Annotated in this window: 13 protein-coding genes; 10 read left to right on the top strand and 3 right to left on the bottom strand. The window is 62.7% G+C overall.

Annotation, left to right across the window (positions count from 1 at the left end; all coding sequences use genetic code 11):
- Positions 1 to 45 precede the first annotated feature (45 nt).
- From FFY45_RS14920 to nth, 3 genes are read left to right on the top strand one after another with little or no spacing between them, the layout of a single operon-like run.
- Positions 46 to 828 carry an enoyl-CoA hydratase-related protein gene (locus FFY45_RS14920; RefSeq protein ID WP_006450297.1) on the top strand — a complete coding sequence of 261 codons (783 nt, stop codon included), beginning with the start codon at positions 46 to 48 and terminating at the stop codon, positions 826 to 828.
- Between the two features lie 10 nt (positions 829 to 838).
- Positions 839 to 1,219: a hypothetical protein gene (locus FFY45_RS14915; protein ID WP_176341017.1), complete on the top strand. Its 381-nt coding sequence runs from the start codon at positions 839 to 841 to the stop codon at positions 1,217 to 1,219.
- Positions 1,216 to 1,926 carry an endonuclease III gene (nth, locus tag FFY45_RS14910; RefSeq protein ID WP_176341016.1) on the top strand — a complete coding sequence of 237 codons (711 nt, stop codon included), beginning with the start codon at positions 1,216 to 1,218 and terminating at the stop codon, positions 1,924 to 1,926. The genes FFY45_RS14915 and nth overlap by 4 nt, the downstream gene beginning before the upstream one ends.
- Before the next feature lie 244 nt (positions 1,927 to 2,170).
- On the opposite strand, the gene FFY45_RS14905 is transcribed toward nth, so the two are convergent.
- From FFY45_RS14905 to FFY45_RS14895, 3 genes are all read right to left on the bottom strand, one after another.
- A complete protein-coding gene (locus FFY45_RS14905; protein WP_176341015.1) occupies positions 2,171 to 3,739 on the bottom strand; it encodes a SulP family inorganic anion transporter in 1,569 nt (522 codons plus the stop codon).
- Positions 3,740 to 3,750: 11 nt separating this feature from the next.
- A complete protein-coding gene (locus FFY45_RS14900) occupies positions 3,751 to 4,431 on the bottom strand; it encodes a carbonic anhydrase (RefSeq protein ID WP_006450301.1) in 681 nt (226 codons plus the stop codon).
- Between the two features lie 113 nt (positions 4,432 to 4,544).
- The gene (locus FFY45_RS14895) at positions 4,545 to 4,865 is read right to left on the bottom strand and encodes a hypothetical protein (RefSeq protein ID WP_176341075.1); all 321 of its coding nucleotides are present in this window, start codon (positions 4,863 to 4,865) and stop codon (positions 4,545 to 4,547) included.
- Between the two features lie 339 nt (positions 4,866 to 5,204).
- On the opposite strand from FFY45_RS14895, the gene FFY45_RS14890 reads away from it, so the two are divergent.
- From FFY45_RS14890 to phoU, 7 genes are all read left to right on the top strand, one after another.
- A complete protein-coding gene (locus FFY45_RS14890; RefSeq protein WP_006450303.1) occupies positions 5,205 to 6,455 on the top strand; it encodes an OprO/OprP family phosphate-selective porin in 1,251 nt (416 codons plus the stop codon).
- 197 nt (positions 6,456 to 6,652) lie between these two features.
- Positions 6,653 to 7,672, top strand: coding sequence for a phosphate ABC transporter substrate-binding protein PstS (pstS, locus tag FFY45_RS14885; protein ID WP_176341014.1), 1,020 nt, complete (start codon positions 6,653 to 6,655; stop codon positions 7,670 to 7,672).
- Positions 7,673 to 7,860: 188 nt separating this feature from the next.
- Positions 7,861 to 8,955 carry a phosphate ABC transporter substrate-binding protein PstS gene (gene pstS, locus FFY45_RS14880; RefSeq protein WP_074057745.1) on the top strand — a complete coding sequence of 365 codons (1,095 nt, stop codon included), beginning with the start codon at positions 7,861 to 7,863 and terminating at the stop codon, positions 8,953 to 8,955.
- A 112-nt stretch (positions 8,956 to 9,067) separates the two neighbouring features.
- Entirely contained in the window at positions 9,068 to 10,042 is a 975-nt protein-coding gene (gene pstC / locus FFY45_RS14875; RefSeq protein ID WP_006450306.1) for a phosphate ABC transporter permease subunit PstC, read from the top strand.
- Positions 10,042 to 10,905, top strand: coding sequence for a phosphate ABC transporter permease PstA (gene pstA / locus FFY45_RS14870; RefSeq protein ID WP_006450307.1), 864 nt, complete (start codon positions 10,042 to 10,044; stop codon positions 10,903 to 10,905). The genes pstC and pstA overlap by 1 nt, the downstream gene beginning before the upstream one ends.
- 22 nt (positions 10,906 to 10,927) lie before the next feature.
- Positions 10,928 to 11,758, top strand: a complete 831-nt coding sequence (pstB, locus tag FFY45_RS14865) for a phosphate ABC transporter ATP-binding protein PstB (RefSeq protein WP_023903589.1) — start codon at positions 10,928 to 10,930, stop codon at positions 11,756 to 11,758.
- A 128-nt stretch (positions 11,759 to 11,886) separates the two neighbouring features.
- On the top strand, positions 11,887 to 12,591 hold the full coding sequence (phoU, locus tag FFY45_RS14860; RefSeq protein ID WP_023903588.1) for a phosphate signaling complex protein PhoU: 705 nt from the start codon (positions 11,887 to 11,889) through the stop codon (positions 12,589 to 12,591).
- The last annotated feature ends 67 nt before the right edge of the window (positions 12,592 to 12,658 follow it).

Genomic DNA, 12,658 nt, shown 5'->3' with positions numbered 1-12,658 from the left:
CGGAAGTTCCGTATTTACTAATTTTTTACGTTCGCAAGGATTTCCATGTCCAATCACGTCATTCTGATCGCCGACCACGCCAGTGTACGGACGATCACGGTCAATCGACCGGACAAACTGAACGCCTTGAACCAGGACACGATGCGGGCGCTGGATCAGGCGTTTCAGGATGCCGCCAGCGCGGATGACGTGCGCGTGGTGGTTCTCACCGGCGCGGGCCCGAAAGCCTTCGTGGCCGGCGCGGATATCGCCGAAATGCGCGATCTGTCGGCGATGCAGGGGCGCGAGTTTTCGCTGCTCGGCCAGCAGCTGATGCGCCGGATCGAGCGCATGCCCAAACCGGTGATCGCGATGATCAATGGTTTTGCGCTGGGCGGCGGACTGGAGCTGGCCATGGCCTGCCATCTGCGCATTGCCGCAGCCACTGCACGCCTGGGGCAGCCGGAAATCAATCTCGGCCTGATCCCCGGCTTTGGCGGCACCCAGCGACTGTTGCGCCTGACCGGTCGTGCTGCTGCGCTGGAACTGTGTCTGCTTGGCCAGCCGATCGATGCCGCGCGCGCATTGCAGCTGGGCCTGCTCAACCGCGTGGTCGAGCCGGAAGCCCTACAGGAAGAAACACTCGCCTTGGCACAGCGCCTGGCCGCTGCTGCACCGCTCGCATTGCGCGGCATTCTGGATGCGGTGGTGTTCGGCGGCGAATGCGCGATCGAAGAAGGCTTACAGCTGGAAACCGCACAATTTGCGCTGTTGTTCGCCAGCGACGACATGCGCGAAGGCACCCGCGCCTTTCTCGAAAAACGCCCCGCACACTTTCTCAATCGCTGATCGATTCGCCATGACGTCTGACCCCATACCGGTATCACGTCCCCTGCCGCTGCAACTATTCGACTGCGTGCAAGCCGACGATCTCGACGGCGCGCTGGCGCTCGGCCTGATGGAGTACCTGCCTGATCCACGCGACGACCTGCTGGACCCGGCCTGCCCGCAGCTACACGCGGTATTGCTCGCCGCACAACAGCGCCTGCGTGATGCCTGGGCCGCACGCGAACGCTACCGCGCACGCGCCGCGCGCCTGCAACGCCGCGCTGCCGAACGCGATGCTCGCCGCACGCCCGCACCAGCACCCAGCCAACCCGTCGCTGCCGCATTGCCGCCGTTGGCCGCTGCCATCCTGGCGCGCGCCAAGGCCAAGGCCGCAGGTGGAACACCGCCATGAACGCGATCCGCCCCACCCCGCCGGCACGTCGCGGCAGCATCATGCGCAAGCCCGAAGTGCAGGAAATGTTCGAGCGCCTGCGCGAACTCAACCCGCACCCGACCACCGAGCTGGAATACACCACACCGTTCGAGTTGTTGATCGCCGTGCTGCTTTCGGCGCAAGCCACCGATGTCGGCGTCAACAAGGCCACGCGCAAGCTGTACCCGGTTGCCAATACGCCGCGCGATATTCTCGATCTCGGCGAAGAAGGCCTGAAGCGCTACATCGCCACCATCGGCCTGTTCAACGCCAAGGCCAAGAACGTCATTGCCACGTGTCGTATTTTGCTCGAGCAATACGCTGGCGAAGTCCCGCACGACCGCGCCGCGCTGGAAGCATTACCCGGCGTCGGCCGCAAGACCGCGAACGTAGTGCTCAATACCGCGTTCGGCGAGCCCACCATGGCAGTGGACACGCATATCTTCCGCGTAGCCAATCGCACCGGACTTGCGCCGGGCAAGGACGTGCGCGTGGTCGAAGACAAACTGGTGAAGGTCATTCCTGCGGAGTTTCTGCACGACGCGCATCACTGGCTCATTTTGCATGGCCGCTACGTCTGCAAGGCACGCAAACCGGATTGCCCGGGCTGTGTGATCCACGACCTGTGCCGCTATCGCGACAAGACCGTGGCGTCTGCCGAGCGGCCAGCACCTTTGCGCAGCTGACGTGCTCCCACTCAAACGTGGCTGAGACGATCTAGCAAGACCATCGACGACTGCGCAGCGCCCAGTCGCACCAGTTGCATCGTATCGGCAACGCAAACCCAGGCTTTTTACGAATCTCCAATCCCAAATCCCGAATCCCGGCCGAAAAAAAATCGCGACCGGATGATGCGTCTTACGGCGCCATGCATCATCCGGTCACGACAGGGAGTCGCCCGGCGCGAACGCCGGGCGGTTTGCAGCAGGTTTACGCTGCCTTGGCTTGTTCGACGCGCTGTTCGACCAGCACGCTTTCCACCGTTGGCTGACCTTCCACGCGTCGATCCAGCTCGTTCCAGTCCACCACCAACTCGCAACCGCGCGAGGCCGCATTTCGGCTCCAGTCGCGCAGCAATTCGATGCAGGCGTGGTCGACATGGTGCAGCTTGGCCACGTCCAGATGCAGTGCGGTGTTCGGCGGCACGCTTTCCAGCGTACGCGCCATCGCCGGCACCTTCAGGAACGTTGCCGAACCCTGCAGGGTCAGATGCATCTCGTCCTTCTTGTGCTCGTGCTCACGCACGTCCACCTTCAGGCGCGAAGAATGCAGGGCCAGACGGAACAGCGACAGACCAAAGCCGATCAACACACCGGTCAGCAGGTCGGTCGCCACGATCGCGAAGGTGGTGGCCAGATAGATCGCCGCGGTGCCACGACCATAGGTCGCCAGCTCCTTGACCTGACCGATCTTGATCATCTTCACGCCCGTATAGACCAGAATGCCGGCCAGACACGCCACCGGCGTCATCCGCAACAGCCACGGCAGCAGCATCGCAAACACCAGCAACCAGCTGCCATGCATCACCGTGGACATGCGTGTGGCACCGCCCGCCTGCACATTTGCTGCACTGCGCACGATCACACCGGTCATCGGCAATGCGCCGAGGAAACCGCACAACATATTGCCCACACCCTGCGCCGCCAGTTCACGGTCGTAGTTGGTGCGTGCGCCCTGATGCATGCGATCCACCGCTGCCGCCGACAGCAAGGTTTCTGCGCTGGCGATGAAGGCAAACGTCACCGCAGACACCAGCAAGGTCGCGTTGAACACGCCAAAGATGTCCGAGATGCTGGGGATGCTGATCGCAGAGAACAGGTTGGTCGGTACATCGACCTTGGCAACGTTCAAACCCTGCAACTGCACTGCAGCCGTGACCGCCACAACCGCGATCAACGCACCCGGCAGGAACCGCAGACGCTGCGGACGCAGCTTGTCCCATGCCAGGATAATGCCGATGGTGGCCAGGCCCACGAACAACGCGGTGCGACCGGTGCCTTCGCTGATCGCCTGCCACAACACGGCCGGCAATGCAGCGAAGTTCTCAAGACCGCGCGCCTTGGGTGCGGCATCCATCAACACATGCGCCTGCGAGGCCACGATCAGGATGCCGATACCGGACAACATGCCGGCCACCACGGCCGGGGATGTCATGCGGAACCACACACCTGCGCGGCACAGACCGGCGATCAACTGAATCGCACCGGCCAACAGGATCACCGGCCCGAGCGCGGCGATGCCGTGCTCCCGGACCAGCTCGAACACCAACACAGCCAGGCCGGCGGCAGGCCCACTCACCTGCAACGGAGAACCCGCCAGAAAGCCAACGACCAGACCACCGATGATGCCGGTGATCAGGCCTGCGGCCGGCGGCATGCCGGATGCGATCGCAATGCCCATACACAACGGGAGCGCGACGAGGAAGACAACGACAGACGCCAATAAATCACGTCCGAACAGTCCCTGACGGAAATATCCGCCGATACCTGATGTGTTCATGATGTGCTCCGTCAGGCCAGTTCAGCGCGCACGACTTGCTGCAGTCGCGGACGTGGGGTGGCTTCGGGGGTGTTTTCCGCCAGCAACGGACGGAAGCCACCCTTCTCGGCATCGAAGGCGCGGATCTCGCCATGGGCGATGTCGTAGATCCAGCCGTGGATACGCAAGGTGCCAGCGGCCAGACGTGCCGCAACCACCGGCTGCGTCCGCAGATGATCCAGCTGCGAGACCACGTTCTCTTCGGTCATGCAGTCCAGCGCATCCTGACTGTGCGGGTCGTGGCCGTGATGAGCTGTGACATGGCGCGCCGAGTCGGTGTGCTTGAGCCACGCCGCCACGGACGGCACATCTTCCAGCGACTCCGGCTTGAGCACCGCCTTCATGGCGCCGCAATCGGTATGGCCGCAGATCACGATATGGCGCACACCCAGCACGGCGATGGCGTACTCGATCGCAGCGACAACGCCGCTGACGTGTTGCGAGTAAGGCGGCACGACATTGCCGATGTTGCGATAGACGAACAATTCGCCAGGCTGGGCGGAGAAAATCAACTCCGGCATGACGCGCGAATCGGCGCACGTAATGAACAACGTGTGCGGACTCTGGCCACCGGCCAATTCCTGAAAGCGCGCACTCTGGCGCGGATACACTTCCTTACGGAAATGACGAAAACCATCTAGCAAGCTTTGCATGGGAGATACCTCTAGGCAACGGATGGCAATCCACGGCGCAAACCGCGAAGTGCAAAGACGAACAAATCAAATAAGTCCGGTGCGCAGCACCGGTTGACGCGACAAACGAAGGATCAGGCGCGCAGTGCGTTAGGAGGACGCAGTTGCGGGATCAGGTCGCGTTTTTGAGATGCCGGCGCGTAGTGCGCGTACCAAGAGGGAAAATAGCGTGCGACCACCGGCCATGCTTGGGAGAGCAAGGGGATGTCGTCTGCAGAATGGGTATCGACCTGGGTCTGTGCGTCCCCGTCGTCCTGCAGATCTTCGGCTGCGTCACGTTCTTCGCCAGCATCCACCATCACCGCCAAGCCGTCGCCCACAAGCGCATCGTGGATGCGATCGTGCGCATTGGCTGCCGACCACGCGGTGAGCGCGAGCAGGCAGACCAACAGCAATTGGAGGAATCGAGGAAACATGGCCTCGAAACTAACAATTTAGAACGCGCCTGCGCAAGTGGTGCGACGCACAAAGCGCTTGATTGGCCGGCATTTCACGGCATCGATTCAGGTCGCCATAAGCTTGAGCCCGCCAGCGGCAAGTAAAGAAGCGCTATCGCAACTGTCATAAACCGGCCGTCGTTCAGACTTGTGACACACACTGACAAAGTTTAAACACGCGTAAATCTTTGTCTTTATTGGCAAAAATCAAATTGCGATGCAGTCCGAAGTTGTCACATTAACGCAACTTTCACGCCCTAGCCTGCGCTCACTTTCTCGTCAGGTCGCAAGGCACCCATGAAACTTTCTCCTACCCTGCTCGGCTCGGCCTTGTTGCTGGCGCTGGCCGCGCCCGCTGCGCATGCCGAAATCGCCATCGATGTGATCGGCGGCTCCGAAGTCTCGCTGGAAGGCCTGGTCCAGGCCGACGGCAATTGGTTCCACAACGATGTGCAGGACCTCAATGGCCCGATCGGCGCCAACGGCGACAATTCCGAATTCAGCATCCGTCGCGCCGAGCTGGTGCTCAAGGGCAAGGGCCCGGGCAACTTCGAGTGGGTGGCCGGGTATGACCCGAGCGTGCTGAAGGAAGTCACCATCCGCGGCACCACCATCCGCAGCACCGGGCGCTTCCTCGACAACAACATCAAGTACAAGTTCGCCGGCAACGCCAACAACTACCTGCAGATCGGTCAGTTCAAGCAGCCCAACAGCCTGGAAGAACTCTCCAGCACCAAGAACAACGATTTCGTCTCCAAGGCCGCGGTGACCAATACCTACGGTATCTCGCGCCGGTTGGGCGTGGCCTACGGCATGGGCGACAACAACTGGAGCATCACTGCCAGTGCGTTCGGTCGCGAACTGACCCGTAATCAGGCTCATGGCAGCGGCTACGGCGCGCGCGGCACCTGGGCGCCGATCAACGAAAGCGGCAACGTGCTGCACTTCGGCCTCAGCTATCTGGGCTACGACACCGACGACGACACCCTGCGCCTGCGCGCGCGTCCGGACGCCGACCTGACCACCATCCGCCTGATCGACAGCGGCGCCATCACCAACGTGGACAGCGTGGGTGTGGCCGGTGCCGAGGCGATGTGGATCACCGGCCCGTTCAAGCTGCAGAGCGAATTCTTCCAGGAAAACGCCAAGCGCATCGGCAACAACGCCAACGATTACAAGAGCGATGGCTGGTACGTCAGCGGCGTCTGGAACATCACCGGCGAGACCTGGGGCTACAAGGCCGGCGTGCCGACCACCCCGCTGCCGAACGCGCCGGCCTCCGGCCTGTGGCAGCTGGCGGTGCGCTACGACACGCTGGACCTCAACGACGGCCACCTGGTTTCCAATGGCAGCACCCCGTTCGTGGACGGCGTGCTGGGCGGCAAGATGGATGTGTGGACGATCGGTGCCAACTGGTACTGGCGCTCCAACTTCAAGTTCGCGCTGGACTACGCGAAAGTGGAGAGCACCCGTTACAGCAGCGCCACGCGTGGCCTGGTCGACGACAACCCGTCGATCATCGAGGCACGTGCGCAGTTCTATTGGTAAGTGAGCGACGGTTCGGCCGTCGCGGCGTTCTCGGCTGAGCGCGCGGCGGCGGCAACCGCCTTTGCCAGACCCGGCAAAGCGCCTTGGCGCAACGCCGTCATTGTCATGTCATCTCTCCGACATCGCGCGGTCATGCCCCTGCCCTGCAATGGCATGCACGCGGGACGTCCTTATCCCTTCGCTACAGGAGCTGTTCCGTGATCCACTCTTTGAAGACCCGTCTGGCCGTGGGCGTGCTTGCCGCCTCGCTGGCGCTGTGCGCCCAGGCCGCCGATGTCACCGGCGCCGGTGCGTCGTTTATTTACCCGGTGATGTCCAAGTGGTCGGCTGACTACAACGCGGCCACCAAGAAGCAGGTCAACTATCAATCGATCGGTTCGGGCGGCGGCATTGCCCAGATCAAGGCGGCCAGTGTGGACTTCGGCTCGTCCGATGCGCCGCTCAAGCCGGAAGAACTGGCAGCGGCCGGTCTGGCGCAGTTCCCGTCGGTGATCGGCGGCGTGGTGCCGGTGGTCAACGTGGCGGGCATCGCACCCGGTGCGCTCAAGCTGGATGGCAAGACCCTGGGCGACATCTTCATTGGCAAGGTCAGCACCTGGAACGATCCGGCCATCGCCGCGCTCAACCCGGGCATTAAGCTGCCCGAGGGCAAGATCACCGTGGTGCATCGCTCGGATGGTTCGGGCACCAGCTTCAACTTCACCAACTACCTGTCCAAGGTCAACCCGGACTGGAAGAGCAAGGTCGGTGAAGGCACGGCGGTGCAGTGGCCGACCGGCATCGGCGGCAAGGGCAACGAGGGCGTGGCCGCCTACGTCAAGCAGATCAAGGGCGGTATCGGCTATGTCGAGCTGTCGTATGCGCTGCAGAACAAGATGGCCTACACCGCGATGAAGAACGCCGCCGGCAAGTTCGTGCAGCCGTCCGATGAGACCTTCGCCGCCGCTGCCAACAGCGCAGACTGGGCCAATAGCAAGGACTTCTATCTAGTGATGACCAACGCCGCCGGCGACAACGCCTGGCCGATCACCGCCACCAACTTCATCCTGGTTCAGAAAAAGCCCAAGAGTCCGGAAGGCCTCAAGAACACGCTGGACTTCTTCCGCTGGGTCTACAGCAAGGGCGATGCCCAGGCCAAGCAGCTGGACTATGTGCCGCTGCCGGACAGCCTGGTGACCCAGATCGAAGGCTACTGGGCCAAGAATCTGCCCAAGTAAAGAGAGAGCCATAGCAACAGGAACGACGCCGTCTCTCTCCCCGGCGTCGGCACCGGGACGCGGCCCTTTCGGGGTCGCGTCTTTTTTGTGATGCCTTCGCCAGAAGGCACTGTCATGCGTGTGTAACAAAAACATCATTTCATAGCGTCGTCTGCCGGACACCCGGCCAATCCAGCCTCGGAGCTTCCATGAAACTGCAGTCGGCCAGCCTGACCGCCCTGTCTCTCACCATCGCCCTCGCCCTGGCCGCGTGTTCGCCCGGCGGCAAGGATGCGCAGTCCGGCGACACCGCCAAGGGCGCTCCCAGCGCAGGCGCCACCGCCGGGGACAGCAAGATCGCTGAAATCTCCGGCGCCGGTGCCTCCTTCATCTACCCGCTGGTGTCCAAGTGGTCGGCCGATTACAACGCCGCCACCGGCAACAAGGTCAATTACCAATCGATCGGCTCCGGCGGCGGTATTGCGCAGATCAAGGCCGGCACGGTGGACTTCGGTTCGACCGACAAGCCGCTGGACAGCGCCGAGCTTGCCCAGGCAGGTCTGGGCCAGTTCCCGTCGGCGATCGGCGGCGTGGTGCCGGTGATCAATCTGGAAGGCATCGCACCGGGCAAGCTGCGTCTGACCGGCGCGCTGCTGGGCGACATCTTCCTGGGCAAGGTCACGATGTGGAACGACGCGGCGATTGTCGCGGCCAACCCGGGCGTGACCCTGCCGGCGACCAAGATCAACCTGGTGCATCGCTCGGATGGCTCGGGCACCACCTTCAACTTCTCCAACTACCTGTCCAAGGTCAGCCCGGAGTGGAAGAGCAAGGTCGGCGAAGGCACCTCCGTGCAATGGCCGGGCGGCGTGGGCGGCAAGGGCAATGAAGGTGTTGCCTCGTACGTGCAGCAGATCAAGGGTTCGATCGGTTACGTCGAACTGGCCTATGCCCTGCAGAACAAGATGCCCTACGCCTCGCTGCAGAATGCAGCCGGCCAGTGGGTGGAGCCGAATGCGGAAAGCTTCGCCGCCGCGGCCGCCAGCGCCGACTGGGCCAACGCCAAGGACTTCAATCTGGTGATCACCAATGCACCGGGCGAGAAGGCCTGGCCGATCACCGCCACCAACTTCATGCTGATGCACAAGCAGCCCAAGGATGCGGTGCGCAGCAAGGCGACGCTGGAGTTCTTCAAGTGGGCGCTGGAAAACGGCCAGACCCAGGCCAGCGAACTGCATTACGTGCCGCTGCCGCCGGAACTGGTGAAGCAGATCCAGACCTACTGGGCCAGCGAGTTCAAGTGATGCCCTGCACCCGCTGTTGTGGCGGGTTGCGCTGCGGTGAGGTGCCTGCGGGCGCCTCGCCGTTCCTGTTGTCTCACGCTCCCGCGATTGCGCGGGTGACGAGTCCAATCGAATGAATGCCACCGCCATTCCCGAAGCGATGACCGCACCACGCGGCCGCGATCTGCGCGATGCGCGTGCCGATCGCCTGTTCAAGCTTGCGCTGGCCGCCACGGTCGTTTTCGTCCTGCTGGCGCTCGGCAGCGCCGCGCTGTCGATGCTGTGGGGCGGACGCCATGCCTTGCAGATGCAGGGCCTGAGCTTTTTCTATTCCGCCGACTGGAATCCGGTGGAAAACAAATACGGTGCACTGGCGCCGATCTACGGCACCTTGGTCACCGCGTTGATCGCGATGGTGATTGCGGTGCCGGTGAGTTTCGGCATCGCGTTCTTCCTCACCGAAGTGGCGCCGCGCTGGTTGCGCGGCCCGGTCGGTACCGCGATCGAATTGCTGGCCGGGATTCCGTCGATCATCTACGGCATGTGGGGCCTGTTCGTGCTGGTGCCGGTGATGACCGAGCACGTGACGCCCTGGCTCAACGATCACCTGGGCACGCTGCCGTTGATCGGCCCGTTGTTTCAGGGCCCGCCGCTGGGGATCGGGTTGCTGACCGCAGGCTTCGTGCTGGCGATCATGGTGATTCCGTTCATCTCCTCGGTGATGCGCGAAGTGTTTCTCACCGTGCCCACGCGTTTGAAGGAATCGGCCTATGCGCTGGGATCGACCAAGTGGGAAGTCAGCTGGGACATTGTGCTGCCCTATACCCGCTCCGCCGTGATCGGCGGTGTGTTCCTGGGCCTGGGCCGTGCGCTGGGCGAAACCATGGCGGTGGCATTCGTGGTCGGCAACACGGTGCGGCTGTCGCCGTCGCTGCTGGAGCCTGGCACCACCATCGCTGCCTTGATCGCCAATGACTTCGGCGAGGCCACCGAAACCTACCGCTCGGCGTTGTTGCTGCTCGGCTTCGTCTTGTTCATCGTGACCTTCATCGTGCTGGCGATTGCGCGCTTCATGCTGATGCAGCTGTCGCGTCGGGAGGGCAACTGATGTCCTCGGTCTCGCAATCCCTCTACAACCGCCGCCGCGTGATCAATGTGGTCGCGCTGCTGCTGTCGTGCGTCACTGCGTTGTTCGGTCTGTTCTTCCTGGCCTGGATCCTGTGGACCTTGTTGTCCAAGGGCGTGCCGGGCATCGACCTCAATTTGTTTACCAAGATGACACCGCCGCCGATGCAGGAAGGTGGTTTGCTCAACGCCTTCTTCGGCAGTGCGGTGATGTGCGGCCTGGCGCTGGCGATCGGCACCCCGCTCGGCATTGCCGCCGGTACCTGGCTGGCCGAATACGGCAATGCGCGCAAGACCGGTTTGGTGGTGCGTTTCGTCAACGACATTCTGTTGTCGGCGCCGTCGATCGTGCTCGGCCTGTTCGTCTACACGCTGTACGTGATGCAGACCGGCGGGCGCTTCTCGGCGTTTGCCGGTGCGTTGTCGCTGGCCTTCATCGTGCTGCCGGTGGTGGTGCGGACCACCGACGAAATGTTGCGTCTGGTGCCGGCGCAGATGCGCGAAGCGGCGTTGTCGCTCGGCATCCCGCAGTGGAAGGTCACCGTGCAGGTGCTGTATCGCGCCGCCTCGGCCGGCATTCTCACCGGCATCCTGCTGGCGCTGGCACGCATCAGCGGCGAGACCGCGCCACTGCTGTTCACCGCCTTCGGCAATCAATACTGGAACAGCAATATCTTTCAGCCGATGGCCAGCGTGCCGGTGATCATGAATCAGTTCGCCGGCAGCCCCTACGAGACCTGGCAAACCCTGGCCTGGTCCGGCGCACTGGTACTGACCGCGTTCGTGTTGTTGGTAAGCCTGGGCGCACGCGCGCTGCTATTGCGCAACAAGATTTCCAATGACTGACCTTTCCTTCCGGACACCCGACATGAACGATCTCCAAAACGCCAAGCCGATGCATCGCATCGCTGTCCCGGCCGCCAAGGGGGCGCCGACGGCGCAGGCGCCGGTGAAGGTGGCCGCACGCAATCTGGATTTCTATTACGACAAGTACCACGCGCTCAAGAGCATCAACATCGAGATTCCGGAAAAGCGCGTCACCGCGCTGATCGGGCCTTCGGGTTGCGGTAAGTCCACCTTGCTGCGCATCTTCAATCGCATCTATGCGCTGTATCCGAAGATGGAAGCGCGCGGCGAAGTGCTGCTGGACGGTGAAAACATCCTCTCGCCCAAGTACCCGATGAACCGGCTGCGCAGCAAGGTCGGCATGGTGTTTCAGAAGCCGGTGCCGTTTCCGATGACGATCTTCGAAAACGTCGCCTACGGCATTCGCCACCACGAAAAACTGTCCAAGGCCGACATGCAGAACCGTGTCGAGCAGGCGCTGCGTCAAGGTGCGCTGTGGGACGAGGTCAAGGACAAGCTTGGGCAAAGCGCGCTGGGTCTGTCCGGCGGCCAGCAGCAGCGGCTGTGCATCGCACGTGCGGTGGCGCTGCGACCGGATGTGCTGCTGCTGGACGAACCGACCTCGGCGCTGGATCCGATTTCCACCAGCCGCATCGAGCAGCTGGTGGAAGAACTCAAGCGCGAATACACCATCGTGATCGTGACCCACAACATGCAGCAGGCCGCGCGCGTATCGGACTACACCGCTTTCATGTACCTGGGCGACCTGATCGAACACGACCGCACCGAAACGATCTTTTCCCAGCCGTCCAAGCAGCAAACCGAGGATTACATCACCGGTCGTTTCGGTTGATGTAGGGCGAAACATCGCAACGCCGCATTGACGCAGCTCCGCCGCACCGCCCGGCACGACATCAACATCACGTGCGATGTCGCCAAGGTGACGGCGGACATCCACCACTGCCACGAATCGAGATCACGATGAACCAGCACCTCAACGACCATATCGTCAAAAGCTACGACGAGGAGCAGCACCGTCTTGTCGCCGAGATCGTGCGCATGGGCGACACGGCGGTGGCGCAGCTGGAAGCCGCGCTGGATGTGGTGGAGCGTCGCGACGACAACGCCGCACATCGCATCGTGGTCAACGACGAAGCGATTGATGCGCTGGAGCATGCGATCAGCCACGACGTAATGCGCCTGGCGTTGCGCGGTCCGATGGCGCGCGACCTGCGCGAGATCCTGGCCGGCCTGCGTATTCCTGCCGACATCGAACGCATCGGCGATTACGCGGCCAACGTCGCCAAGCGCTCGATCGCGCTCAACTCCGCGCCGCCGCTGCCACAGACCGTGGGCCTGCGTGCGCTGGGCCAGATGGCCGCGCATGCCGTGCGCGAAGCCGTGCAGGCCTATCGCAACAAGGATGCCGATGCGGCGATTCGCGTACGCGATGAAGATGCACGCCTGGACGCGCAGTACACCGCGCTGTTTCGCGAATTGCTGACCTACATGATGGAGGACCCGCGCAACATCACTCCCTGCACGCATCTGCTGTTCATGGCCAAGAATCTGGAGCGCATCGGCGACCACGCGACCAACATCGCCGAGAACGTGTGGTTCCTGGTGCATGGCGAACAGCCGCTGCCGCCGCGAGTGAAGCGCGACGACACTACCCGCGTCATTTGATTCAAGACGCGTGTCGGCAACAGCCACCGACACGCTGAAACCAGCCGAAACGCTTTATTTCATTACG

It is taken from the genome of Xanthomonas hortorum (assembly GCF_011305375.1).
GTDB lineage: Bacteria > Pseudomonadota > Gammaproteobacteria > Xanthomonadales > Xanthomonadaceae > Xanthomonas > Xanthomonas hortorum_E.
The sequence above is the reverse complement of the archived record's forward strand: the minus strand, read 5'-3'. Positions and strand labels throughout refer to the sequence as shown.